The sequence below is a fragment of the Allobosea sp. genome, assembly GCF_035999205.1.
Classification (GTDB): Bacteria; Pseudomonadota; Alphaproteobacteria; order Rhizobiales; family Beijerinckiaceae; genus Allobosea.
In genome coordinates this window covers 327718-351658 of the sequence record NZ_DASYHA010000026.1, presented here as the reverse complement: position 1 = coordinate 351658, position 23941 = coordinate 327718, and the positions used below count along the sequence as shown (strand labels likewise).

The window sequence follows — 23941 nt, the reverse complement described above, 5'->3', positions numbered from 1 at the left end:
AATGAACGATTTCGCGCCGGATTCGATCACCTTCTCGACCGGCCACTACATCGGCGGCGAGGTCGTCGCGACCGGCGAACGCCTCCCGGTCGCCCGGCCCTCCGACCTCGTCGACTATGCCGATCTGCCCGTCGCCACCGCCGATACGGTCGACCGGGCGGTGACCGACGCGGCCCAAGCCTTGGCGCGCAGCGGTTGGGCGACGCAGCCGCCGCGCGAACGCGCCCGCGCCATGCGCCGCTGGGCGGAGCTGATCGAGGAACGCGCGCTCGAACTTGGCCGGCTCGAGGCGCTGGGCTCGACACGGCCAATTGCCCAGGCCGTCACCGGCGACGTCGCCAGTGTCGCCGAAGGCATCCGCTTCTTCTCGGAATGGGCCGACAAGCTCGGCGGCGACGTGGCCGCCACCCGCGCCGACCATCTCGGCATGATCGTCTCCGAGCCCTATGGCGTCGTCGGCGCGATCACGCCGTGGAATTTCCCGCTCAGCATGGCTTCGTGGAAAGTCGGGCCCGCGCTCGCCGCCGGCAACGCGATCGTGCTCAAGCCCTCGGAGCTGACGCCGTTCTCGACCGTGCGGCTCGCCGAACTCGCCGTCGAGGCCGGCATTCCCGCCGGCATTTTCAACGTCGTGCAAGGTAACGGCGCCGTGACCGGCGACGCCCTGTCGCGCCATCCCGATATCGCCAAGCTCTCCTTCACCGGCTCGACCCGAACCGGCGTCGCCGTGATGAAAGCCGCCGCCGAAAGTGGCATCAAGCCGGTGACGCTCGAACTTGGCGGCAAGAGCCCGCAGCTCGTCTTCGCCGATGCCGATCTGGAAAAGGCAGCAACCTGCATCGCCGGCTCGCTCCTCGCCAATGCAGGGCAGGCCTGTGTCGCCGGCTCGCGGCTGATCGTGCAGCGCGCCGTCATGGCCGAACTGGTCGAGCGGCTGAGGAAGAAGCTCGCCGCGGTCATCCCCGGCCCGACCTGGAAGGCCGCGACCGGCTATGCGCCGATCGTCTCCGAGATCCAGGCGCAGCGCATCGACCGCATCCTCGCCGAAAGCGCCCGTCAGGGCGCGCAATGCCTCCTCGGCGGCAGCCGCATCGAAGGCCATGGCGGCGCCTTCTACCAGCCGACCCTGCTCGCCAACGTCACTGCCGAGACGGCCGCCGTCCGCGAGGAGGTCTTCGGCCCTGTGCTGACGATCCAGGGCTTCAACGAGGAGGAGGAAGGATTGGCGCTGGCCGACCACCCCGAATACGGCCTTGCCGCCGGCATCTACACCGCCGATCTCGGCCGTGGGCTGCGGGCGATGCGCGCGCTCAAGGCCGGCACGGTCTGGATCAACCGCTACAGCCGCACGCTCGACTTCATCCTGCCAACCGGCGGCTACAAGAGTTCTGGCATCGGCAAGGATCTCGGCCGACAGGCGGTGGAGCAGAACCTCAGGCACAAGACGGTGCTGATCGACATCGGCGGCTGAGATGCTCAGACCACCGCCGTCTTCAGCGCCAGCGCCGGATACAGCCTGTCGATCGCCGCGATCTCCGCCTTGAGCTCCGCGATCATCCAGTCGCGGATCTCGCGCACGATCGGCCGCGCCGGCCGGTTGCGCGGCGTCAGCAGCACGCAGATCCGCTCCCCGACCGTCAACCGATCGGCCGCGGGGACGAGCGCCCCCGACATCAGCGCATGCGCGACGACGGTGATCCAGCCGAAGGCGATGCCCTGGCCCAGCAGTGCCGCCTGCACCACCACCGCATAATCCGAGAAGGTCAGCGCCTTGATGGCCCCCGACCGCCCGGTGGCGAAGGGCGCGTACTGGTTCGCCCAGTCGGACGGCGAGTCCGTCAGCTGGATCACCGTGTTGCCGCTGGCCGCCTGCTCGATCGCTCCCGGCTCGCAGCGATAGCCGGGGCTGCACACCGGCAGCATGACTTCATGGACCACCAGGGCTTCGGCAGGGACCGGTTCGTCGGAAGCGACGAAGCGCATGCCCAGATCGACGTTCTCGACGGCGCCACGCAGCGATCCGGCGATCATCTGGAAGCGCAGGTCGACGCTCGGAAAGCGCTGCTGGAAGCGGTCCATGCGCGGCATCAACCAATGCGTCGTGAAGGCGGACGACACCGAGATCGTCACGGTCTCCTTGCCGCCGCGAAGCTGCTCCACCTCGCGCAGGCCCGCCTCGATGCTGCGAAAGCCGTCCGCGACGCGGCGGTAGAGGATCTCTCCCTCCGGCGTCAGCACCGCGCCCTTCCCGCCCCGCTCGAACAGGCGCAAGCCCAGATAGCTCTCGAAGCGCGAGAGCATCCGGCTGACCGCGGGCTGGGTGACGTTCAGCTCGTCGGCCGCACGCGTGAAACTGCCGCTGCGCGCGGCCGCTTCGAAGACGAACAGCGCATTGCTGGAGGACACCATGCGGCGCAGGTCTGACATTACATGAGGTTATGATCTGACTGATTATTTGGCAATTGCCGTAGCCGCCGAAAATCCCGTTTGATGCCCTTGTCGAATACAGCTTGCGGCGACGGACACGACAGAGGTCCGCGCTGCCGGGCAGCGGATCGATCCATCGCCGGCGCCACATAAGATCGACTTATGGCCTGGTCTGGAATCGGTCTTTGCCCACGCGGCCAGAGCCGGATCCGATCAGATGACAATCTGATCGGTGAATCCGTCTCTGAATTGAAGTGGAGAGACCGCTTTTTCCGATCTGATTGCGTCGCAATCCGATCGGAGCGGGCTCTTGCGCGATGTCGCTGTATCGCAACGGGAGCAGGTAATGGCGAAAAGTGGCGGCGAACGCGTCGAGGTCAGATCGGCCAGCAAGGTCTACGGATCGGTGCGGGCACTGGACGACGTCTCGCTCGACATTGCACCCCAGGAATTCGTCTCGCTGCTCGGCCCGTCGGGCTCGGGCAAGACGACGCTGCTCGGAATCCTCGGCGGCTTCGTCCAGCCCTCCGCCGGTTCGATCCTGTTCGGCGGGCGGGACGTAACCTTCACCCCACCGCACAAGCGCGACATCGGCATCGTCTTCCAGAACTACGCGCTCTTCCCGCATATGAGCGTCGGCGAGAACGTCGCCTTTCCGCTCCGGGCGCGTCGCCTGCCGAAATCAACCTATGCCGACAAGGTTCGCGCGGCATTGGCGATGGTCGACCTTGCCGGCTACGAGGAACGCGGCATCGGCCAGCTCTCCGGCGGCCAGCGCCAGCGCGTCGCCCTCGCCCGTGCCATGATCTTCGAGCCGCGCCTGATCCTGATGGACGAGCCGCTCTCGGCCCTCGACAAGCAGCTCCGCGAGACCATGCAGATCGAGCTGCGCCAGCTCCACAAGCGGCTCGGCGCCACGATCATCTACGTCACCCACGACCAGCGCGAGGCGCTGACGATGAGCGACCGGGTTGCGATCCTGAAGGACGGCAAGCTCGTCCAGATCGACAAGCCCGAGCGCCTGCACGACCACCCCGCCAACGCCTTCGTGGCCAGCTTCATCGGCGAGGCGACACTGCTGCCCGTCGGTCGCATCGGCCAGGACAGCGTCTCGCTCGCCGGCACCGCGATCCGGACGGCCCGCCCGCTGCCGGCGAGCGGCGATCTGGTTCTCGCCGTGCAGACCGAGAAGCTCCTGATCGAGGACGGCACGGGGACGGCCGAGCGCAACCGCTTCTCGGCCCGCGTCACCGACATCGTTTTCCAGGGCGAAAGCCTGCGCGTCTTCCTCGCATTGGATGACGGTACGCCTCTGAGCCTGCGCCAGCCCAGCCATTACGAAGCCGCCCGTCGCATCCCCCCGATCGGCGAGCGCGTCGAGATCAGCATCCACCCGCAGGACACGATCGTCGTGTCGAAGGCGGGGGGCTGAACGATCTGCACCGAACACCAGACCCGCACAGCCAGAAGAGAATTCGCATCATGGCTCTCAAAGACTTCAAGGTTCTCACATTCGACGTCGTCGGTACGCTGATCGACTTCGAGACCGGCGTCCTGAACGCGGTGCGCCGCATCGGCGGCTCGAAGGCGGCAGCCCTCAGCGACGACGAGATCTTCGCGCCCTATCTCGACGGCCGCGCCAAGCACTATGAGCGCTCCAGCGAGGTGATGAAGCTGGTCTACATCCATCTCGCCAAGGAGCTCGGCCTGCCCGCCGACGAGGCCTCGGCCGACTCCTTCCAGTATGCCATCCTGCAGCACCCGGCCTTCCCGGATTCGGTCGCGGCGCTGGCCCGTTTGCGCAAGCATTTCCGGCTGGTCGCGATGACCAATGCCGACCGCCCGACCTTCACATTCTATTCGCAGACGCTCGGCAATCCCTTCCACGACAGCGTCACCGCCGACGAGGCTGTTCATCCCAAGCCCGATCCGCTGTTCTTCGCCTTCAACCGCGGCCGGCAATCGGCCCATGGCTTCAAGCAGGAGGAGATCCTGCATGTCGCGCAGAGCCAGTATCACGACATCGGCGTCGCCAAGTCGCTCGGCTACACCACCTGCTGGATCGAGCGGCGCCAGGGCCAGAAGGGCTTCGGCGGCACGCCCGCCGTGCCCGAACTGACCAAGCCCGACTACCATTTCCCGACGCTGAAGGCGCTCGCCGACGCGGTCGAGGCCGGGGCCTGAGCCTTGAACGCCGCGCCTTCCTGGCAGTCTCTCGAGGCAGCGCCTTCGCTGTGGGGCGCGACGGCAACGCCGCTGCGCGAGTTGCCGCCACTGCGCGGCGACACGCAGGCCGACGTCGTCATCATCGGCGCCGGCTATACCGGACTGTCGGCGGCGCATCACCTCGCCGAGGGCGGCCTCTCTTCGATCGTGCTGGAGGCCAACCGCCCCGGCTGGGGCGCGAGCGGCCGCAATGGCGGCGTCATCACTGCCAAGTTCCGGATCTCCTTCCCCGCCATCGCCGCAGCCCATGGCAAGCCGATGGCGAAAAGAATGTACGATATCGCGCTGGAAGCCACCGATATCGTCTCGGAACTGGTCGCGACCTACGGCATCGATGCTGCCAATCTGACACGCTCGGGCCAGGTCAAGGCCGCCCATAACCATGAGACGCTGGCCTATGCCGTGAAGGAAGCCGAATGGCTTCGCAGCGAACTGGGCGACACCACCATGTCCGTTCTCGACGCCGGACAGGTTCGCGAGGAAACCGGCTCGGCCGGCTTCGTCGGCGGCGTGCTCAATGCGGGCTCGGGGGGCATCCACCCACTCAACTATCTGCATGGGCTTGCCGACGGCGTGGCGAGGCGCGGCATTCCCATCCATGCCGGAACGCCCGCTTTGCGCCTGCGCCGCGAGCGCGACGGCGTCGTCGTCGAAACGCCCGGCGGCACGGTCCGGGCGAAGCAGGCGATCATTGCGACCAACAGCTATTCCGACCTGACCCCGGCGACGCGGGAATGGCAGAGCACGCTGATACCCTTCCGCAGCGCGATCATCGCGACGGAAAAGCTCTCGCCCAATCTCGCCGCCAGCGTCATGCCGACGCGACGCACCTATACCGAGACCAAGCGCATGATGCGCTGGTTCCGGATGGTCGACGACCGCATCGTCTTCGGCGGCCGCGGTGCCTTCGGCAAGACGGATTCTCCCGCCGCCTTCCGCGCCCTGCACAAGGCGATGGTCGGCATCTTCCCGCAGGTCGCAGACGCGCCGCTGGCCTATCGCTGGTCCGGCCTCGTCGCGATGACGCTCGACTCGGTCCCGCATGTCGGGCGCGTCGACGACCGGGTGATGCTCGCCATGGGCTACAACGGTGCCGGCGTGGCGATGTCCAGCCTGATGGGGCGCTATCTCGCCGCCTTCGCCCGCAATGAGCACCCCGATGTCGGCCTGCTCGATGCCGGCCGCATGCGCAGCGTCCCGTTCTACCCGCTTCGAGAGCCGGCCGTCCGCATGGTCGCCGGCTGGTACCAGTTTCTAGACGCGATCGGACGGTAGCTTTCGAAGATCCGATCCAACAACAGGGGATAAGGACATGCCAGAACGACGCCTGACCATTCGTACCGCCGCCGCCGCGGGCCTGTCCCTGGCCCTGCTGAGCCCGCTCTCCGCGCTCGCCGCCGAGCAGATCATGTTCGTCTCGCAGGGCGGAGCCTATCAGAAGGCGCAGACCGTCGCGATCCTCGATCCGAGCGCCAAGAAGCTCGGCATCACCATCAACCAGGACAGCGTGCCCGACGCCTGGCCGATCATGCGCTCGCAGGTCGCCACCGGAAAGCCGACCTGGGACGTCGTCGACGTCGCCACCAATTTCTGCCTGCGTGGCGGCGAGCAGGGCATCGTCGAGAAGCTCGACTTCAGCAAGATCCCGAACGCGGCCGCCATGCCGGCCGAATATCGCAGCGACTATTCCGTCGCCTACGAGTTCTATTCGAGCGTGCTCGGCTACAGCCAGAAGAAGTTCCCCGACGCGGCCGCCGCGCCCAAGACCTGGGCCGATTTCTGGGACGTGAAGAAGTTTCCTGGCCGTCGCTCGCTGCGCAACCACCCGCTCGCCACACTGGAAGCCGCGCTGATGGCCGACGGCGTTCCGGCCGACAAGCTCTACCCGCTCGATGTCGACCGAGCCTTCAAGAAGCTCGAGGAGATCAAGCCGCACATCACGGTCTGGTGGACTTCCGGCGCCCAGTCGGCCCAGCTCCTCAACGACGGCGAGGTCGACATGGTGATGGCCTGGAACGGCCGCATCAGCGCGTTGACCAAGGAAGGCGCCAAGGTCGCCTACACCTACAACCAGGGCATCCTGCAGAGCACCTCGCTTTGCGTGCTCAAGGGCGCCCCGAACCTGCCGATCGCGATCAAGTTCCTGAACGAGGCGGTCGATCCGGTGCATCAGGCCAACCTGCCGCTGCATATCGACTACGGCCCGGCCAACCCCAAGGCCTACGACACCGGCGTCATCCCGGCCGCCCGCGTCGGCGAGCTGCCGAGCGCGCCTGCCAACGCCAAGGTCCAGGCCCTGATGTCCTATGCCTGGTGGACCTCTGCCGCCGGCGAGGCCGCCGAGAAGCGCTGGCTCTCCTTCGCGCAGAAGTAGGGCCTCGTTCGACACCGCGTCATTCCGGACAAGCCGCGAAGCGGCGCCGATCCGGAATCCATCGAAGGGCGCCGCGCTCTACGATGGATTCCGGGCCTCCACTTCGCTCCGCCCGGAATGGCGCCGGAATTCGATACGCACTGGCAGGATCGCAGATGAGCGCCATCGACCCATCCCTCCGATACCAGCGCCGCGAGCAGGGACTGATGCTCCTGCTCGCTTCGCCCGCGGTGCTCGTCATCCTCGCCCTGGTGGTGATTCCGGTCGGCTGGCTGATGGGCCAGTCCTTCTACGACAACGGCTTCACGCTGGAGAATTACCGCCGCATCTTCAGCGAGGACATCTACTGGCGCAGTTTCGGCCTGACCTTCCGCATCGCGCTGATGGTCACGGTGATGACGCTGATCCTCGGCTACCCCGTCGCCTATGCCGCTGCCCATGTGAAGCGGCCCTGGGACGTGCTGATCCTGTCCTTCGTGATCCTGCCATTCTGGACCAGCGTTCTGGTGCGCGCCTATGCCTGGCTCGTCCTGCTCCAGCGCACCGGCGTCACCAACCAGATGCTCGAACGCTTCGGGCTGATCAGCGAACCGCTGGCGCTCGTCCATAACGAGCTCGGCACGGTCATCGCGACCGTCCACATCCTCCTGCCCTTCATGGTGCTGCCGCTCTATTCGACGATGCAGAAGATCCCGCGCGAACTGATGCTGGCCGGCGCCAGCCTCGGCGGCGGGCCGCTGCACACCTTCCTGCGCGTCTTCCTGCCGCTGTCGCTGCCCGGCGTCGTCGCGGGACTGACGCTCGTGTTCGTGCTGACGCTCGGCTTCTACATCACGCCAGAGCTGCTCGGCGGCGGCCGCACGATCATGATCTCGATGGTCGTGAGCCGGAATGTCGAGCTCTACAACCAGTGGGGCGCGGCCAGCGCCGTCGGCGTCGTGCTCTTGGTTGCGGTGCTCGCGATCTTCATGGCCGTCGGCCGCATCATCCCGCTCGACAAGATGCTGGGGCAGAAGTGATGAAACAGCCCCTTCTCCCTCGCCTGCTCTTCGGCGCCTTCGTTGGCCTGGTCCTGATCTATCTGATCCTGCCCCTGCTGATCATCGTGCCGATGTCGTTCTCGTCGACGCGTTTCCTGACCTTCCCGCCGCCGGCCCTCTCGCTGCGCTGGTACGCGGAGTACTTCGGCAATCCGAACTGGATGCAGGCGACCCGGATGAGCCTGATGATCGGCGTGCTCACCGTTCTCGTCGCCACGCCGCTCGGCACGGCGGCGGCCTACGCCATCAGCAACTCGCAGTCGAAGCTGATGCGCTCTTTGCACATGATGCTGATGCTGCCGCTGATCGTGCCGATCATCATCATCGCGATCGGCATCTTCTTCATCTATGCCAAGATCGGCCTGATCCAGACCCTGACCGGGCTTGTCCTGGCGAACGTCATGCTCGGCCTGCCCTATGTCATCACCTCGGTCGTCGCCGGCATGCAGAGCTTCGACAAGACGCAGGAGATGGTGGCGCGAAGCCTCGGCATGAACCGTTTCCGCGCTTTCCTGACCGTGACGCTGCCGCAGATCAAGGCCAGCGTCTTTGCCGGCGGGATCTTCGCCTTCATCTCGGCGATCGACGAAACCATCATCGCGCTCTTCGTCTCGGGCGGTCAGTATCAGACTCTGACCAAGCGCATGTTCACTGCGCTGCGCGACGAAATCGACCCGACCATCGCTGCGATCTCGACCCTGCTGACGGCCGCCTCCTTCATCCTCGTCCTGCTGGCGACGAGCGGGCAGAAGCGCGCTGCTTAGGCCCGGCGCTTCGGCTCCCGCTTTACAGCGACCCGGCGCGCCGCCGCCAGCGCGGCCTGCCCCCAGGTGACGAGTTCATCGGGCTCGTCTAGCAGCCGCTCCGGCGCGCGCCAGAAGGCGAGATCGATGGCGCGGCCCTGCTTTTCGTAGCTGAGCGGCGGGTTGCTCTCGGCCTCTGCCAGGGCCGCCCGGTTCTGCTCATCGATCCGGAAGTAGAGCGTGTCGTCCGCGACCATCCCGAACATCAACCCGTCGCAGAACACGCCGGTCTTGCCGAACATACGCCGTGTCGTGATGCGGCCGAGCGGAGCAAGCTGCTCGCGCAGAAACTCGGCGAAGCCATGGCTTGCGACCATCGTCGACCTCACATCCCGGGCGTGCAGAATCCGCTCGCCATCAGTCGGATGCAAGGCTCGACTTCGGTGCCTGCGCCAGGCGCCTTCAGCTCCGCCAGTCCTGAAACTTGTAATACATTCCGACGAAGGGCAGGAACCAGGGCGGGCCGAAATGACCGGGCACCACCGGCCAGTCGAGCCCCGCCAGCGGGTTCGCCTTCGTGTCCCCGCCCATCACGCGGGCCATGGCCTGTCCCATATGCACGGACATCTGCGTACCGTGGCCGCTATAGCCAAGCGCGTAGAACACCCCGTCACGCTCGCCGGCCCGCGGCAGCCGATCCGAAGTCATGTCGACCAGCCCGCCCCAGCAATAATCGATCCGCGTACCCTTGAGCTGCGGAAACAGCTCCAGCATCCGCGCCAGCAGGATCGCCCCGCTCTTCGCGTCGGACGTCGGGCTCGACAGGGCGAAGCGGGCCCGCCCGCCGAAGATCAGCCGGTTGTCGGGCGTCAGCCGGAAATAGTTTCCGATGTTCATCGTGGTCGTCGCCGTGCGCCGCGTCGGCATGATCGAGGCCGCCCGCTCGGCCGACAGCGGCTCGGTCGCGATGATGAAGCTGCCGACCGGAACGATGCGCCGGCGCAACCAGGCGAACGGCCCCTGCCGCGAGGCGCCTGTCGCAAGAAGAACCTGCTTCGCCTCCAGCGTCCCGCGGGTGGTGACGACGCGATGCGCTTGCCCGTTCAGGCGCTCCAGCCCAGTGACGGCCGCGTTTTCATTGATCGCGGCACCCGCTCGGGCAGCAGCCTCGGCCAGCCCGACGCCGAAGCGGCCCATATGCATATGGGCGCTGCGTGGAAAGACGAGACCGCCGTGGAAGCCGTCTGAGCCGATTTCGCGCTGCGTCTGCTCCGGCCGGACTACGACGAGATCGGGCTCGACCGTCGCCTGCAGCAGCTCTGCGCCCTTCTCCAGCTTGGCGAAATGCCCGGGCTTGGCCGCGAGCTTGATCTTGCCGGTGCGGGTGAAATCGCAATCGATGCCCTCGCGCGCGACCAGCGACTCGACCGTGTCCACGGCAGCATCGAAGGCGCGGTAGAGCGCGCTCGCGCGCTCGATGCCGAGGCTCGCGGCCAGCCCGCCGAGATCATGCGCGAGCCCGTTGTTGCAATGCCCGCCATTGCGGCCAGACGCCTCGCCGACGACGCGGCCCTGCTCCAAGACGGCAACGCTCGCGCCAGCCTTTGCCAGCGCCAAGGCCGCCGACAGCCCGGTGAAGCCGCCCCCGACAACCGCAACATCGACCTTGCCCGCCACTGGCACCGAAGAGCCCGAAGCGAAGCGCGGCGCGGAGGCGAGCCAGTAAGGTTCGAGCTTCATCGGGAGGGTCCTCGGCGGAAGCGGGGAGAAATGACTGGTCGTCTCGCATGCGCTCGGGGGAAGAGAAACCGGCGCGGCAAGAGGCTTCGCCCCTACAGCCTGCATGTTCCTAAGCCCATGTATTGTATGAATTTTGCTATTCTCGAACCGCCTTGCCCCACCTATAATTCGCCCTCACTCCGCATGGGGCCAGACGCCTTGGCTTACAGAACGGCAAAGCGCCGGCTCGGCTATGAGATCGACATTCGGGCGATGGCCGATGCCGATCTCGACCAGTTGCACCAGCTCTCGATCAGTGTCGGCTGGCCGCACCGACCGGAGGACTGGCGCCTCGTCATGAGCGTCGGGCAAGGCTTCGTCGCCTGCGATACGATCGGCCGCGCGCTCGGCTCGGCAATGTGGTGGACCTTCGGCGAGAGCTTCGCGACCGTGGGCATGGTCATCACGTCGCCGCGCCTGCAGGCGCAGGGTGCCGGCCGCGAGTTGATGGAAATGATCTTCGCACAGTGTGGTGATCGCGATCTTCGCCTCAGCGCCACGAAGGCGGGCTACCGTCTGTACCGCTCGCTCGGCTTCGAGCCGATCGGGCGGATCTTCCAGCATCAGGGGCGGAGCGTCGCGCTGCTGGCGGCTGCTCCAGACTTCCCCGGCCTCAGGTCGGTGACCGCCGCAGATCTGGGCGCACTCTCGAGACTCGATGCCAGCGCCTATGGCGCCGACCGCAGCCGTGTCATCGCGGCACTTCTTGCGCATTCGGTCGGCACAGCCGTGGAGCGGGACGGCGAGATCGTCGGCTTTGCGCTCTGTCGGCCCTTCGGACGCGGCCATGTCGTCGGCCCCATCGTCGCGGAGGATGACGATATGGCAGTCGCGCTGGTGGCCCCGCATGTCGACGCGCATCAGGGTGGCTTCCTTCGTGCCGATACTGCCCTGGAGCAGGGCCGCTTCGGCGCATTCCTCGAATCCTGCGGCATGACGATCTTCGATTCGGTCACGCCCATGATCCGCGGCCGGCATCATCCGCCTAGCGGCGCCGCCCGCACCTTCGGGCTGGCGACCCAGGCGCTGGGTTAGGGTCCAGCCCCTAGGGCACCCATCCCGGCAGCGCCGCGGCCTGCCTGATCCAGGCGGCCATCTGCTCTTCGTCGAGCATGTCGGCCTCATGGAGGTCGATCCAGCGCGCCTCGCCGCTGCGCGCCGTGCCACCCGGCGGAAGCGGATTCAGCGAACGTCCCTGCAGGAACGTCACCTTCACAAAGCGGGTGAAGACATGGAACGACAGGAACCAGCCCTTGCCGTCGACCGCATAGAAGGGCGAGTTCCAGCGCACGGCCTTCTTCAGGTCGGGCGTGGTCCTGACGATCAGCTCATCGAGGCGCCGGCCGAGATCGCTCTTCCAGCCCGGCATGGCCTCGATATAGGCCTGCACCGGCGCATCCCCGTCACCTTTTGCGATCTGCGGGTTGCCTCCGGACAGGAGGACCGGTGTCTTGCCAGCGCCAGCCATCCTAGCCTCCGTGTCGCTGTCGCTGCGCTACGCGCTTCAGACGTCGAACAGCACCGGCAGAGGGTAGCCCGGCTTCTGGATCGGCGACTTGATGACGATGTAGCTGAAATACTTGGAGATGCCGATATTGCGGTCGAGCAGCGTCTCGATCAGCGACTGGTAATGCGTCAGCCCGCGCGTGACGAACTTGACCAGATAGTCGTAGCCGCCGCTGACCAGATGGCACTCCACCACCTCGTCGACGCGGCGCAGCGCCGTCTCGAAACGGATGAAGTACTCCTTGGTGTGGTCCTGCAACGTGACCTCGGTGAAGACCGTGATCGTCTCGCCGAGCTTCTGCAGGTTGATCGTCGCTCCATAGCCCGAGATGTAGCCGGCCTGTTCGAGCCGCTTGACCCGGAGCAGGCAAGGACTCGGCGACAGCCCGACGGCATCCGCCAGGGTGACGTTGGTCATCCTGCCGTTGTTCTGCAACTCGATCAGGATCTTCATGTCGATGCGGTCGAGCCGCACGCCCGGTGTCACGACGAAAGCCTCACCCCAACGCCTGCGGCGCGATGCAAGGGCGCACCAGAGCCGTAGCGGGAACCTAGACGGTTCGCCGCTCCAGGCAAAGCAAGGATCGCGCCGATGTCACGCCGCCTTGGCGGTCGCAAGCGCAGCCTGCACCTCGGGAAGCGCCAGCATGTCGTCGAGCGTCTTGCGCAGGCGCGACACAATCAGGTCAATCTCGCTCTCGCTGCAGCACAGCGGCGGGGCTAGCCCGATGATGTCGTCGGCGAAGGCGCGGAAGATCACGCCATTGGCGTAGCCGCGTGCGAACAGATGGTCGGCCAGCTTGACGCTGCGCGGGAGCTTCTCCCTGCTCGCCTTGTCGGCGACGAGTTCCACACCGGCGAGCAGGCCGCGCGCACGCACTTCGCCGACGAGGGGATGGTCCGCCAGCGTCGCGAGTTTCTTCTCGAAATAGGCGCCGACGCGTTGCCCATTGGCGAGGATGCCGCCCTCGTCATAGAGCCGCAGCACCTCCAGCGCGACGGCAGCCGAAACCGGGTGGCCGGAATAGGTCTGGCCATGGCCGACCGGGCCGCCCTCGGGCGCATTGTCCTTGATGCCGCGATAGACCTTCTCGCCGATCGCGAGCGCGCCCATCGGCGCATAGCCCGAGGTCAGCCCCTTCGCCATGGTCATCATGTCGGGCACCACGCCTTCCGCCTCGCAGGCGAACATCGGCCCGGTGCGCCCGAAGCCGGTGATGACCTCGTCGGCCAGGAAGAGGATGTCGAGCTCGGCGGCCGTCTCGCGCATCGCCTTGAGCCAGCCCTTCGGCGGCACGATCACGCCGCCCGAACCCACGACCGGCTCGCAAAAGAAGGCCGCCACATTATCGGCGCCGAGTTCCTCGACCTTGGCGCGCAGCGAGGCGACGCTGGCCGCGATCACCGCCGCATCGTCCGAGCCGGTCGGATTGCGATAGGCGTAAGGCGCGGCGACGTAATGCCGGACATGGCTGGGGAAATCGAAATTGGCCTGGAAGGCCGGAAGCGCGGTGACGCCGGCTCCGGTGGAGCTCGAGCCGTGATAGCCGCGCTCGAGCGAGATGATCGCCTTCTTCGTCGGCCGGCCGGTGACGTTGTAGTAGAACTGGATCAGGCGCAGCGCGCCGTCGATCGCATCCGAGCCGCCGAGCGAGAAATAGATATGATTGAGGTCGCCGGGCGTCAGTTCGGCCAGCTTCGCCGCGAGCCGGATCGCCGGCTCGCTGCCGAAGCTGAAGTAGCCGGTGGCATAAGGCAGTTCGCGCATCTGCGCTGCGGCTGCCTCGACGATGCTCTCATGGCCGTAGCCAACATTGACGCACCAGAGCCCGGCGAAGCCATCGATCAGCTCATGGCCATCCGCATCGGTGATGAAGGCGCCCTTGGCCGACTTCATGATGGTGACGCCGCGCTTCTCATGGCCGGCCCAGTTGGCCACCGGGTGGACCCAGTGCAGGCGATCGAGCGCTTCGAGCGAATTGACGGTCATCGGTGAGGCTCCTGCTGGAGAATGTCGACTTGTCGTAAGGACGTTCAGGCGGCGGGCTGGAGACGAGCGCCGGACTCGGCACAGCGTTTCGGCCCCTGGCTGCTTTCGCGCAGATACCGGCCAGGCGTGATGCCGCAGATGTTCTTGAAATGACGCGAGAAATGGCTTTGGTCGAAAAAGCCGGCCTCGGAGGCTGCGAGCGCCATCGGAACGCCATCGCGCAGCAACCGCTTCGCATAGCCGATGCGGCGATGGCAGATGAAGCGGTGCGGCGTCAGCCCAACCTGCCGCCTGAACACGGTGACGAAGCGGCAGACGCTGAGACCGGCCAGCGCTGCGAGATCTTCCAGGTAGATCGCTTTGGTGAAGTTGCGCTCGATATGACCGAGTGCGCGCCGGATGCCGTCGCTCGCCCGCTCCGGCGATCGAAGACTCCCGCTTTCGGACATCGCCTCATGCAGCGACGTGGCCTCGCGCAACATTGACTCGTGCATGGACTGCTTCGACCTCCGCTGGCGCTGCTCCCGCCTCGCCGCAGAGGTTAGACGGTCGCGGATCGTCATCGGCGCGGCCTTCGCTGCCCGCCATAACATCCCCTGCCCTATTGGCGTGGCCCGGCAGCAGATCGTGCTTCGTCGCCGCCTGCCCTCGTCCGATGGCGAGGCCGGCTCAGTAGCCGCGCTTGCGATCGACGAGGCCGATCAGCGGCTCTCCGGCCTGGTGGCGGCGCAGATTCTCCAGCACGACGTCGATCGCCGTCTCCGGCTGCGTCATGCTGGCGACGTGCGGCGTCATGAGCACGCGCGGATGGCTCCAGAGTGGATGGCCGGGCGTCAGCGGTTCCGGCGTCACGACATCGAGCACCGCCGCCGAGATCTGGCCGCTGTCGAGCGCCGCCAGCAAAGCGTCCTGGTCGAGATGGGCACCGCGCCCCGTATTCACCAGCCGCGCCCCATGGGGAAGCTGCGCGAACAGTTTCGCATCCAGCATGCCACGCGTCTCGTCGGTCAGCGGCAGCAGGCAGACCAGGATGTCGGTACGCGCCAGGAAGGCCGGCAGCTCCTCCACGCCCGCGAAGGACGTGACCCCTTCGATTGCCCGGCGCGACCGGCTCCAGCCGGCGACCTGGAAGCCGAAATTCGTCAGCATTCGGCAGGAAGCCTCGCCGAGCATGCCGAGCCCGAGCACGCCAACCCGGCGCGTCGCGGCCGGGCGCACGCGGATCTGCTTCCAGACTTCGGCTCGCTGCTGGGCGACATAATCGATCAGGTCGCGATGCAGGCTCAGCACAGCCATCGACACGAACTCGACCATGCTGTCGACGATGCCCGGCTCGACCATGCGCACGACCGGCAGGTCGGGGGGCAGCTTCGAGAGATCGAGATGGTCGACCCCCGCCCCGGCCGAGATCAGCAGCTCGAGATTGGGGAAACGGCTTTCCAGGTCGTCCGGCGGCATCCAGGCGAAGAAATAGCGGATCTCGTTCGGGTCGCCGATCTCTGGCCAGATCCGGAACGACAGGTCCGGCGCCTTCTCCGCCAGGATCTTCGCCCATTCGGCGCCGCGCGCCGGATCCGATTTATAGAGCAGTGCCATGTCTTATCCTGACGGTCAGCCGAGAGCCTGATTGGAGAGCCCATAGAGCCGCGCCGGCCCATGGGCCACCGGCAATGTGCCGCGAACCATGGCGACGACGCTGCCCGCGGGCCCGAGCCCGTGATCGATCAACCAGCGGGCAAGCGCCGCGTTGGCGCGAATATCCACCCTGATGAATTGTCCCCGCCGGCCGTGCAGCCAGTGCGCGACCAGAGTGCGCGCGTCGCCGTCATCCTCCGCGATCACCGGCCCCACGACGAGGCCGCGCCCGAACCGGCGCAGAATGCTGAAGCCGACGGCCCGGCCACCACGCTCCAGCAGCACGCATTCGCCACGTTCCAGCAGAGAGGCGAGCAAAGCTTCCCGCGGCAGGCCGCTGGCGGCTTGATCGAGGCGCTTCAGCTGCGGCAGGTCGGCCGCCGTCGCGGCCCGAAGCGCGGTTCCTTCCGCGAGCGTCGGCGCAGCAACGTCCTGCACCTCGCCGTGATGCTGGCAGACCTCGCCCCAGGCCACGAAGCCCAGCCGCTCATAGAGTGGCTGGCCCGCAGCCGTCGCATTGAGCATCAGCGACCGCTCCTCCGCCTGGGCCAGCAGTTCCTGCACCAAGCGGCGGCCGATACCGGCGCCCTGGTGTTCGGGCGACACGATGATCATCCCGACGGTCGCGTGGCTGTCGCCATAGGGCCACCACAGCCCCACCGCCACGACCTCGCCAGCCAGCGTCGCAACGCGTCCATGGCCCAGCGCAATCGCCATCTCGCAATCCTCGGCACGATGCGGCCAACCGACGGCGCGCGCCAGCGCTGCACAGGCTGATGCATCGCTCGTGGCGATCTCGCGGAAGGCGGTCGCCTCCTGCATCAGGCTAATCGACATCAGCCGGCAGCCTCCTGCACCACATAGAACTTGGCGACATGAACCCGGCTATCCCAGGCACAGGGCGCGCCTTGCGGGACCAGCACCGTGTCACCTTCCGAAACGGTATGGACGGTGCCATCTTCTCCGGTCAGATCCACGGAACCGGCCAGGATATGCATCAGCTCGCTGACCTTGTGCGGGCGTGAGATGCGGGCATAGGGCGTCGAATCCCACACTCCGGCGCGCAGCTCCGACGCCTCTTCCGTGAAGGCATTGAAACTGCGGCATTGCGGGGCAGGACCGATCAGGACTTGCGCCGGCGGGGCATCGGACGGCGAAAGCGCCGAATCCGCCGCAAGCAGCGTGACACCCGGCACGGACGCGGCCGCCGCCGTTCCGGCATAGAAGGCCCAGCGCGTGCCCGGCGCCGCGCCGATGCGCAGCCGCGTGCCACGTGCAACGACCACGCCGTTTCCGGCCGAAACCGTCACGCCGGCAGCACCATCCGCCGACAGCGTCAGCGCCCCCGCCAGCACGATCATCGTCTCGGTATACGGGAAGGCTTCGATCTCGACCGTGCCCGCGAATGCGACGCGGCCCGCCGCCGCGCCGGGGATCGACCAGGCCACATCGCGCCCGGAGGCGAAGAGGTCGGCTGCCCCGAGCCCCGTCCCCGGCGTGGATGCGGGCAAGGCCGCGCCAGAGGCGCGATTGAGCATGACGATAGAGGATGTCTTCGGCGAGGCCGTCTTGGGCGAAGCGGTCATGGGCGCAGCAGTCCGTCGCAGTCGATTTCGGAACTCTACGCCGCTAAGGCAATCCCGGCCCGCGTGATTGGACTATCTTTTCGGTCGGTCGGATGGAAGACCTCAAACCGCCCGGCTGAAGCGGCGCGCCGGCTGGTCGATATGCGCGTCGAAAGCCGAGGCCGCCTTGCGCACCAGCAGGCGGGCATGCTCGGGCATCAGGATGCGGGTGCCCTTGAACTTGATCATGCCCTCCCGGGAGAGCTTGTCGAGCTTGGCCAACGAAGGCGCAAGCGATCCCGGGTCGACGTCATGCCGGGCGCACACCGCGGCGATGTCGACCTCAAGATCGCACATCAGCCGCTCGATCAGCTCCGCGCGCAGCCGGTCGTCCTGGCTGAGCCGATAGCCCTTCGCCGTCGGCAGCTCACCCAGCCCGACGCGCTCGGCATAGCGCCCGATAACGACCTCGTTCTGGATATACCCCTGGGGCAGCCGCCCGATCGCCGAGGCGCCGAAGCCGAGCAGCGCCTCGCAGCCATCGGTGGTGTAGCCCTGAAAATTGCGGCGCAGGCTGCCGCTGCCGAGCGCACGAGCCATCTCGTCCTCGGGGCGCGCGAAATGGTCCAGCCCGACACGGACATAGCCGGCCTCGACGAGTCTTTGCGCCATCGCCTCGGCCTGCGCCTGCCTCTCCCGGCCATCGGGCAGATCGGCCTCCGTGATGCGGCGCTGATGCTTCTTGAAGTCCGGCACATGCGCATAGCCGAAGATCGAGAAGCGTTTCGGCCGCATCTCCAGGCAGCGCTCGACGGTGTCTATACAGGACGCCATCGTCTGCTTCGGCAGCCCGTAGATCAGGTCGAAATTCACACCGCCGATACCCGCCGCGCGCAGGCCGCCGACAACCGCTGAGGTTTGCTCGACGCTCTGGATACGGTTGATCGCCTTCTGGACGAGCGGATCGAAGCTCTGCACGCCAAGGCTCGCCCGGGTGACGCCGGCGGCACCAAGCGCCTGCATCATGGCCCGCGTCAGGCGGCGCGGGTCGATCTCGACGGCGATCTCGGCCTCCCGATGGAGCGCGAAGCGTTCCCGCAGCAACGCGACCAGACCGACGAAATCACCGGGCTCGAGGATCGAGGGCGTGCCACCGCCGAAATGGACATGGCGAACGTCGAGCGGTGCCCGCAGATGCCCCCCCACGATGTCGATCTCGCGGCGCAGCATTGCAAGGTAGTCGATGATCGGCCCGTCGCGCAGGGCGACCGTCGTATGGCAGCCGCAATACCAGCACATCGACCGGCAGAACGGGATGTGGAGATAAAGCGAGGCCCTGGTCTCCGGCGCGAGCTCGCCGAGCCAGCGGCCATAGCAGCCGGCATCGACATCCGCGCCGAAATGCGGAGCCGTCGGATAGCTCGTATAGCGCGGCAGGCGTTCGTCCAGATAAGGCGTCCTCTCGGCTTCCACGACCGATCCTCTCCACCGCCGGAACCCGGCTTTCGGTGGCAGCATAGGTGGGTAGCCGATAGCGTCTTTGAGCTAGAACAAGTCGCGGCAGCGCGATTGCGCGCGTGGCGGCAGCAGCATGGCTGGATCGTACGGCGCCGCCCGAACCCTGCCGAGCGGCGCCAGAGGGTCAGCCGCGCGGCTTCTTGCGTGCAGGTTTTCCGTTGCCCTTCTTGTCCTTCGGCGCCTTCGGTGCGCCGCCCTTCTCGAAGGTGCGATGGAACTCCTCGGCCATCCCGCGCAGCGACCGGCCGATATTGGCATATTGATACTCGTTCAGATTGGCGAGCGAGGCGCGCCCGGCCGGCTGGTGGGTACCGAAACCCCGACCGGGCAGCAGGACGATGCCGGTCTCGTCGGCGATCCGGAAGAGCAGCTCGTCCGGGTTGACGTTCTTCTTCACCCAGGCTGCAAACTCCGGTCCGTAGAGATCCCTGGCCACGGCCTCGAGATCGAGCAGCGTGTAGTAGTCGACCGAGTTCGGATCATCCTCCTGCGCCACGCCGAGTTCGCGATAGAGCGCAGCCTCGCGGCGGCGGATCAACTTCTTCAGCTCGGCCTTGTAGCCATCGGCCTCGTCCATCAGCGCAAACAGCGAGAACAGGACCATCTGGACCTGCTGAGGCGTCGAAAGCCCGGCGGTGTGGTTGAGCGCGACGGTGCGGCTGTCGGCGACCAGCCGGTCGATGAAGCGCAGCGAACTGACATCGGGCAGCAGCGAGCCATAGCGCTTGTCCAGCGCCGCCTTGGCGCTCTTAGGCAGATCGGCCAGCGCCTTGTCGAAGACGGAATGGTGATGCGTCGCGACGACGCCGAGGCGCCAGCCGGTGGCGCCGAAATATTTCGAGAAGGAGTAGACCAGCATCGTGTTGTGCGGGCAGATCGCGAACAGCGAGCGGAAATCGTCCGCGAAGGTGCCGTAGACGTCGTCGGTCAGGATGAAGAGGTCCGGGCGATGATCGCGGACGATGGCCGCGACCTTGTCCAGGCTGCGGTCATCCATCTTCACCGAAGGCGGATTGCTCGGATTGATGCAGAAGAAGATCTTGATCGCCGGATCCTTGAGCTTCTCAAGTTCGGAATCCGGATATTGCCAGCCCTTCTCGGGATCGGCATCGATCTTGACCTCGACCAGCCCGTATTCGTCGAGTTCCGGAATCTCGATATAGGGCGTGAACACGGGCATGCCGATCGCGACCTTGTCGCCGCGCTTGACCAGCCCGTTCTGCTTCAGAGTGTTGAAGATGTAGGTCATCGCGGCGGTGCCGCCCTCGACCGCGAAGAGATCGACGCTGCCCGGCGGAATGAAGCCGCCGATCATCTCCTTGACGATGTAGTGCCGGACGATCTCCTCGCTCAGCTTCAGCATCCGGGGCGGCACCGGGTAGTTACAGCCAAGGATGCCCTCGACCATCTCATGCAGGAATTCGGAGGCCGAGAGACCGAGCTGATCCCGGACATAGCTCAGGGCGCGTCCAAGGAAGACGACGCCCGGCATGCCCTGGTTCTCGGCGACGAACCGCTCGAACCGGCCCTCGATGCCCTCGATCTGCGGCAGGCCGCCGATGCCGTTGGGCATGTAGGAATAGGATAGCTCGGCCTCCGCCGTCGCGAACAGCCCGAGTCGGAAGAAGGCGCGGCGCGGCAGCGTCGCCAGGAAATTGGGGTTGCCGCGCCCGGCGTTCAGCATCAGGCGATTCTCGCGGCTCGAAGCGAGCTTGATCAGTTCGTCCTTGAGCTCGAACGGGCTGAGCTTCGCGTATCTGCTGTAGTCGGTCGCCATTATGCGTCTCCTCGATCAGATCAGGCAAAGGCCACGACGAGCGGGCCGAGCAGCGTCAGGAACACGTTCGCCAGGGCGTAAGTGATGGCGAAAGGGGTGGTCGGAATGGAGTTGCCGGCCTTGTCGAGCACCTCGCCGAAGGCGGGATTGGCACTGCGCGACCCGGAAAGAGCGCCTGCGAAGATGGCCGTGTTGTCGTAGTGCAGGATGTAGCGCCCCACGAGCATGGTAATGATCATCGGCAGGATCGTCACGACGACGCCGATCAGGAAGATCGACAGCCCGTGCTCGACGATGGTGGCGACGGCCTGGTGCCCGGACTGCAGGCCGACCACAGCGACGAAGCCTGCGAGACCGAGATCGCGCAGCAGGGTCGAGGCCGCAGTCGGCATGTTGCCGATGGCGAGGTTGCGGCTGCGGTACCAGCCGAAGGCCAAGCCCGAGAGCAGCGCGCCGCCGCCGGCGCCGAGCGTCAGCGGGATCGCGCCGATGCGCACGACCAGCAGGCCGATCAGCAGGCCGACGACGAGGCCGAGGCCATGGAAGACGAAATCCGTCTTGTCACTGGCGACGAGAAGCGTACCGACGACCTTGGCCACGCGCTGGACATCCTCGGCCGTTCCGTAGAGCGTCACGACGTCGCCGGCTTCGATGACGGTATCTGGCGCGAGCGGAAGCGGCTTTCCCGCCCGCTGCAACCCGGTCACATAAATGCCGTGACGCAGGGTGCCAGCAGTTTCGTCCCTGATCTGGCTTACGGTCTTGCCAATGAAATCACGGTTCGCCACGGCGACATCGCGGCTGAGCACGACCAGATCCATGCCCTCGGAGGATTGCAGTTCCGGACCGACCTGACTGGCCACGCTTACGACGCCCGCGCGTCTGCCGACGATGAGAACCGTGTCGCCGGCCATAAGCTTGAGGTCGGGCTCCACGCCAATCACCGAACCGGCGCGCTTCAAGCGCTCGATGGCGAAGGGCGACGCCCCGCCGAGTGCCTCGACCTCCGCGATCGAGCGGCCTGCGACGCCGTCCACCTTGAACAGGCGCCCGACCAGATCGGGCGCTGCCGGATGCTCACCGGCGCCATAGACGCGGATGCCGGCGAGCATCTCGGCTTCCGCCTTGATGGCGTCGTCGCGAATGCTGCGGCCCATCAGCCAGGGCAGGATGTTGACGCAGACGATGATCGCGCCGAAGGAACCGAAGATGTAGGTCACCGCATATCCGACGGCGACATTGCCCTGCAGGCGCTGCACCTCGTCGGCCGCGAGCCCCAGCTTGCCGATCGCCGCGCTGGCGGTGCCGATGATCGCCGACTGCGTCAGCCCACCGGCAGCGATGCCTGCCGCCAGCCCCTTGTCGAGGCCGAACATCTTGGCGAGGATGACGACCGTGGCGAGCCCGCTGAGCGCCAGGACCGCCGCCATCACGATCTCGCGGATCGATTGCCGCCCGAGCGACCGGAAGAACTGCGGCCCGCTCTCGAAGCCGACCGCGTAGATGAACAGCGCGAACAGCACCGACTTGATGCCGTTGTCGATGGTGACGCCGATCTGGCTGATCAGAACCGCGGCCAGGAGCGAGCCGGCGACGCCGCCGAGCTGGAATTTTCCGAACTGGAATTTCCCGATCCAGTAGCCGGCCGCCAGAGACAGAAACAGGGCGATTTCGGGTGATTGATGCAATATCGACGATAGCGCCGCCACGACTTGCCTCCCAGTTAGCGGAAATCACCCGAGAATGACGACCGACGACGCACCCAATGCAAGACAAAAACTTACGAATTTCAGACAGTTTTCTATACGGAAACCACAGATTTCATTGTCACAAGATAAAAAGCTTTCGATTGCCATCGACAATGAAAGAAACAAATCCGAATATATAAAAATACTAATTGTATAGAAATATTTTAACAGAATTATGAAATTAGAAATTCTATAATTTCGATTTATTTAGTTTTGAATAAAGGGGAATTTTCTAAACACGACACCCCGATTCGACAAGGACACTTCCATAATCATAGCGCTGAACAAACGCCATCAGCACCGGCATCGCCCAAGCTCCTGCTGCGGAATGAGGCAAGCGTGCAATAATACTGTAGCCTTCACAAGCGAAAACGCACAGTATCGACCCATGCTGCTTCCGCGCGCTCCTGCAGATCGCCGCGGCGCAGCCATGCAGGGGAAATGCGATGCCTGAGCTTGGCCGGCCGAAGACGACGATCACGCGGCCCGTTTCTTCGTGCCTGCGCATCCTCACTTTGGCCGGTTTGCTGTCGCTCGAGCCCTGCTCCCTCGTTTTCGCCCAGCAGCAGGCTCCCACCGCGATCCCGGTCGGCACGGTCGCCGCCGAGAAGCGCGCCATCGGCAGGTCGGCCGATTTCGTCGGACGCATCGAGGCCGTCAACCGCGTCGAGGTCCGGGCACGCGTCACCGGCTATCTCGAGGCCGTGCTGTTCCGGGACGGCGAGAACGTCAAGGAGGGCACCCCTCTCTTCCGCATCGAGCGAGCGCCGTTCGAGGCCGCCGTCGAGCAGGCGCAAGGCGCCCTCGAGCGCGCCCAGGGCACCCTCCAGAACGCCAAGGTGCAGTTGCAGCGCGCCGAGGAACTCCTCAAAACCAATGCCGGCTCGGTCGCGGTGCGTGACCAGCGCATTGCCGAGGAGAAGGGTGCCGAGGGCGACCAGACCACCGCCGAGGCCAATCTGAAGACCGCGCAGATCAATCTCGGCTACACCGAGATCACGGCGCCGATTACCGGCCGGATCGGCCGCACCAAGGTGACCAAGGGCAATGTCGTCGGCCCCGACAGCGGCGTGTTGGCCCAGATCGTCAGCAGCGACCCGATGTACGTCTCCTTCCCGGTCAGCCAACGCGAGTTCCTGACGATCAAGGCCGGCGCCGTGCCCCAGGACGGCAGCGCCCCGCTCGTCAGCCTGAAATTCGCGGATGGCTCGACCTATGACCAGAAGGGCCGCGTCGATTTCGTCGACGTCTCGGTCGAGCGCACGACCGATACGGTGCTGGTGCGCGCCACGCTGCCCAACCCGGCCGGCAAGCTCATCGACGGCGCGCTCGTTCGGGTTGTCGTGCAGAGCGAGCAGACCGAGGAGAAGGTGGTGATCCCGCAATCGGCACTGATCGCCGACCAGCAGGGTGCCTACGTCTTCGCGGTCGAGGGCGGCAAGGCAGCCGTCAAGCGCGTCAAGGTAGGCAACGAACTCGGCGCCTACGTCACCATCGACCAGGGCCTTGTCGGCAACGAGCAGATCGTCGTCGAGGGGCTGCAGAACCTGCGGCCCGGAATCCCGGTCCTGGCTTCGCCCGTGACGCCGCCGGCCGGCCGGAGCTGAAGCCCG

Annotated in this window: 22 protein-coding genes; 9 read left to right on the top strand and 13 right to left on the bottom strand. The window is 66.0% G+C overall.

What is annotated here, in order from left to right:
- Position 1 precedes the first annotated feature (1 nt).
- On the top strand, positions 2–1471 hold the full coding sequence (locus VGN82_RS23635) for an aldehyde dehydrogenase family protein (protein WP_327529526.1): 1470 nt from the start codon (positions 2–4) through the stop codon (positions 1469–1471).
- 5 nt (positions 1472–1476) lie between these two features.
- On the opposite strand, the gene VGN82_RS23630 is transcribed toward VGN82_RS23635, so the two are convergent.
- A complete protein-coding gene (locus VGN82_RS23630) occupies positions 1477–2427 on the bottom strand; it encodes a LysR family transcriptional regulator (RefSeq protein ID WP_327529525.1) in 951 nt (316 codons plus the stop codon).
- A 346-nt stretch (positions 2428–2773) separates the two neighbouring features.
- Between VGN82_RS23630 and VGN82_RS23625 the strand changes: the two genes are divergently transcribed.
- The 6 genes from VGN82_RS23625 to VGN82_RS23600 all read left to right on the top strand — a co-directional run bounded on the left by VGN82_RS23625 (position 2774) and on the right by VGN82_RS23600 (position 8831).
- Positions 2774–3859, top strand: a complete 1086-nt coding sequence (locus VGN82_RS23625; protein WP_327529524.1) for an ABC transporter ATP-binding protein — start codon at positions 2774–2776, stop codon at positions 3857–3859.
- A gap of 50 nt (positions 3860–3909) precedes the next feature.
- Entirely contained in the window at positions 3910–4611 is a 702-nt protein-coding gene (locus tag VGN82_RS23620) for an HAD-IA family hydrolase (RefSeq protein ID WP_327529523.1), read from the top strand.
- Positions 4612–4614: 3 nt separating this feature from the next.
- The gene (locus tag VGN82_RS23615) at positions 4615–5928 is read left to right on the top strand and encodes an NAD(P)/FAD-dependent oxidoreductase (RefSeq protein WP_327529522.1); all 1314 of its coding nucleotides are present in this window, start codon (positions 4615–4617) and stop codon (positions 5926–5928) included.
- A 37-nt stretch (positions 5929–5965) separates the two neighbouring features.
- Positions 5966–7027 (top strand): ABC transporter substrate-binding protein, encoded by a 1062-nt coding sequence (locus VGN82_RS23610; RefSeq protein WP_327529521.1) that lies wholly within the window; start codon positions 5966–5968, stop codon positions 7025–7027.
- Between the two features lie 155 nt (positions 7028–7182).
- Positions 7183–8046, top strand: a complete 864-nt coding sequence (locus VGN82_RS23605) for an ABC transporter permease (RefSeq protein WP_327529520.1) — start codon at positions 7183–7185, stop codon at positions 8044–8046.
- Entirely contained in the window at positions 8046–8831 is a 786-nt protein-coding gene (locus VGN82_RS23600; RefSeq protein ID WP_327529519.1) for an ABC transporter permease, read from the top strand. Before VGN82_RS23605 ends, VGN82_RS23600 begins: the two co-directional genes overlap by 1 nt.
- On the opposite strand, the gene VGN82_RS23595 is transcribed toward VGN82_RS23600, so the two are convergent.
- Positions 8828–9187 (bottom strand): TfoX/Sxy family protein, encoded by a 360-nt coding sequence (locus VGN82_RS23595; protein WP_327529518.1) that lies wholly within the window; start codon positions 9185–9187, stop codon positions 8828–8830. The two genes, VGN82_RS23600 and VGN82_RS23595, sit on opposite strands and share 4 nt — an antisense overlap.
- Before the next feature lie 85 nt (positions 9188–9272).
- Positions 9273–10550, bottom strand: a complete 1278-nt coding sequence (locus tag VGN82_RS23590; RefSeq protein WP_327529517.1) for an NAD(P)/FAD-dependent oxidoreductase — start codon at positions 10548–10550, stop codon at positions 9273–9275.
- Positions 10551–10748: 198 nt separating this feature from the next.
- Between VGN82_RS23590 and VGN82_RS23585 the strand changes: the two genes are divergently transcribed.
- Positions 10749–11624 (top strand): GNAT family N-acetyltransferase, encoded by an 876-nt coding sequence (locus VGN82_RS23585; protein ID WP_327529516.1) that lies wholly within the window; start codon positions 10749–10751, stop codon positions 11622–11624.
- A gap of 10 nt (positions 11625–11634) precedes the next feature.
- Here VGN82_RS23585 and VGN82_RS23580 read toward each other — a convergent pair whose 3' ends face one another.
- From VGN82_RS23580 to aspT, 10 genes are all read right to left on the bottom strand, one after another.
- The gene (locus tag VGN82_RS23580; protein ID WP_327529515.1) at positions 11635–12057 is read right to left on the bottom strand and encodes a DUF1801 domain-containing protein; all 423 of its coding nucleotides are present in this window, start codon (positions 12055–12057) and stop codon (positions 11635–11637) included.
- A 36-nt stretch (positions 12058–12093) separates the two neighbouring features.
- On the bottom strand, positions 12094–12570 hold the full coding sequence (locus VGN82_RS23575) for an Lrp/AsnC family transcriptional regulator (RefSeq protein WP_465247925.1): 477 nt from the start codon (positions 12568–12570) through the stop codon (positions 12094–12096).
- A gap of 120 nt (positions 12571–12690) precedes the next feature.
- Positions 12691–14085: an aminotransferase class III-fold pyridoxal phosphate-dependent enzyme gene (locus VGN82_RS23570; RefSeq protein ID WP_327529513.1), complete on the bottom strand. Its 1395-nt coding sequence runs from the start codon at positions 14083–14085 to the stop codon at positions 12691–12693.
- Positions 14086–14129: 44 nt separating this feature from the next.
- A complete protein-coding gene (locus tag VGN82_RS23565) occupies positions 14130–14648 on the bottom strand; it encodes an AraC family transcriptional regulator (protein ID WP_327529512.1) in 519 nt (172 codons plus the stop codon).
- A 106-nt stretch (positions 14649–14754) separates the two neighbouring features.
- The gene (locus VGN82_RS23560) at positions 14755–15681 is read right to left on the bottom strand and encodes a 2-hydroxyacid dehydrogenase (RefSeq protein WP_327529511.1); all 927 of its coding nucleotides are present in this window, start codon (positions 15679–15681) and stop codon (positions 14755–14757) included.
- 15 nt (positions 15682–15696) lie between these two features.
- Entirely contained in the window at positions 15697–16557 is an 861-nt protein-coding gene (locus tag VGN82_RS23555; RefSeq protein ID WP_327529510.1) for a GNAT family N-acetyltransferase, read from the bottom strand.
- Positions 16557–17306, bottom strand: coding sequence for a cupin domain-containing protein (locus VGN82_RS23550; RefSeq protein WP_327529509.1), 750 nt, complete (start codon positions 17304–17306; stop codon positions 16557–16559). Before VGN82_RS23550 ends, VGN82_RS23555 begins: the two co-directional genes overlap by 1 nt.
- A 102-nt stretch (positions 17307–17408) precedes the next feature.
- Complete coding sequence (gene hemN, locus VGN82_RS23545) at positions 17409–18758, bottom strand: oxygen-independent coproporphyrinogen III oxidase (protein ID WP_327529508.1); 1350 nt, start codon at positions 18756–18758, stop codon at positions 17409–17411.
- Positions 18759–18927: 169 nt separating this feature from the next.
- On the bottom strand, positions 18928–20580 hold the full coding sequence (locus tag VGN82_RS23540) for a bifunctional aspartate transaminase/aspartate 4-decarboxylase (protein WP_327529507.1): 1653 nt from the start codon (positions 20578–20580) through the stop codon (positions 18928–18930).
- A 20-nt stretch (positions 20581–20600) separates the two neighbouring features.
- Entirely contained in the window at positions 20601–22289 is a 1689-nt protein-coding gene (gene aspT / locus VGN82_RS23535; RefSeq protein ID WP_327529506.1) for an aspartate-alanine antiporter, read from the bottom strand.
- Positions 22290–22774: 485 nt separating this feature from the next.
- On the opposite strand from aspT, the gene VGN82_RS23530 reads away from it, so the two are divergent.
- Positions 22775–23935, top strand: coding sequence for an efflux RND transporter periplasmic adaptor subunit (locus tag VGN82_RS23530; RefSeq protein WP_327529505.1), 1161 nt, complete (start codon positions 22775–22777; stop codon positions 23933–23935).
- Positions 23936–23941 lie beyond the last annotated feature (6 nt).

Excerpts from the sequence above, each read along its gene's own strand:
- VGN82_RS23560 (WP_327529511.1), bottom strand. The coding sequence starts at position 15,681 with ATGGCACTGCTCTATAAATCGGATCCGGCGCGCGGCGCCGAATGGGCG.
- VGN82_RS23610 (WP_327529521.1), top strand. The coding sequence starts at position 5,966 with ATGCCAGAACGACGCCTGACCATTCGTACCGCCGCCGCCGCGGGCCTG.
- VGN82_RS23565 (WP_327529512.1), bottom strand. The coding sequence starts at position 14,648 with ATGACGATCCGCGACCGTCTAACCTCTGCGGCGAGGCGGGAGCAGCGC.
- VGN82_RS23555 (WP_327529510.1), bottom strand. The coding sequence starts at position 16,557 with ATGTCGATTAGCCTGATGCAGGAGGCGACCGCCTTCCGCGAGATCGCC.
- VGN82_RS23630 (WP_327529525.1), bottom strand. The coding sequence starts at position 2,427 with ATGTCAGACCTGCGCCGCATGGTGTCCTCCAGCAATGCGCTGTTCGTC.
- VGN82_RS23590 (WP_327529517.1), bottom strand. The coding sequence starts at position 10,550 with ATGAAGCTCGAACCTTACTGGCTCGCCTCCGCGCCGCGCTTCGCTTCG.
- VGN82_RS23605 (WP_327529520.1), top strand. The coding sequence starts at position 7,183 with ATGAGCGCCATCGACCCATCCCTCCGATACCAGCGCCGCGAGCAGGGA.
- VGN82_RS23530 (WP_327529505.1), top strand. The coding sequence starts at position 22,775 with ATGCCTGAGCTTGGCCGGCCGAAGACGACGATCACGCGGCCCGTTTCT.
- VGN82_RS23635 (WP_327529526.1), top strand. The coding sequence starts at position 2 with ATGAACGATTTCGCGCCGGATTCGATCACCTTCTCGACCGGCCACTAC.
- VGN82_RS23570 (WP_327529513.1), bottom strand. The coding sequence starts at position 14,085 with ATGACCGTCAATTCGCTCGAAGCGCTCGATCGCCTGCACTGGGTCCAC.
- VGN82_RS23600 (WP_327529519.1), top strand. The coding sequence starts at position 8,046 with ATGAAACAGCCCCTTCTCCCTCGCCTGCTCTTCGGCGCCTTCGTTGGC.
- VGN82_RS23550 (WP_327529509.1), bottom strand. The coding sequence starts at position 17,306 with ATGACCGCTTCGCCCAAGACGGCCTCGCCGAAGACATCCTCTATCGTC.
- VGN82_RS23540 (WP_327529507.1), bottom strand. The coding sequence starts at position 20,580 with ATGGCGACCGACTACAGCAGATACGCGAAGCTCAGCCCGTTCGAGCTC.
- VGN82_RS23625 (WP_327529524.1), top strand. The coding sequence starts at position 2,774 with ATGGCGAAAAGTGGCGGCGAACGCGTCGAGGTCAGATCGGCCAGCAAG.
- VGN82_RS23620 (WP_327529523.1), top strand. The coding sequence starts at position 3,910 with ATGGCTCTCAAAGACTTCAAGGTTCTCACATTCGACGTCGTCGGTACG.
- VGN82_RS23595 (WP_327529518.1), bottom strand. The coding sequence starts at position 9,187 with ATGGTCGCAAGCCATGGCTTCGCCGAGTTTCTGCGCGAGCAGCTTGCT.
- VGN82_RS23580 (WP_327529515.1), bottom strand. The coding sequence starts at position 12,057 with ATGGCTGGCGCTGGCAAGACACCGGTCCTCCTGTCCGGAGGCAACCCG.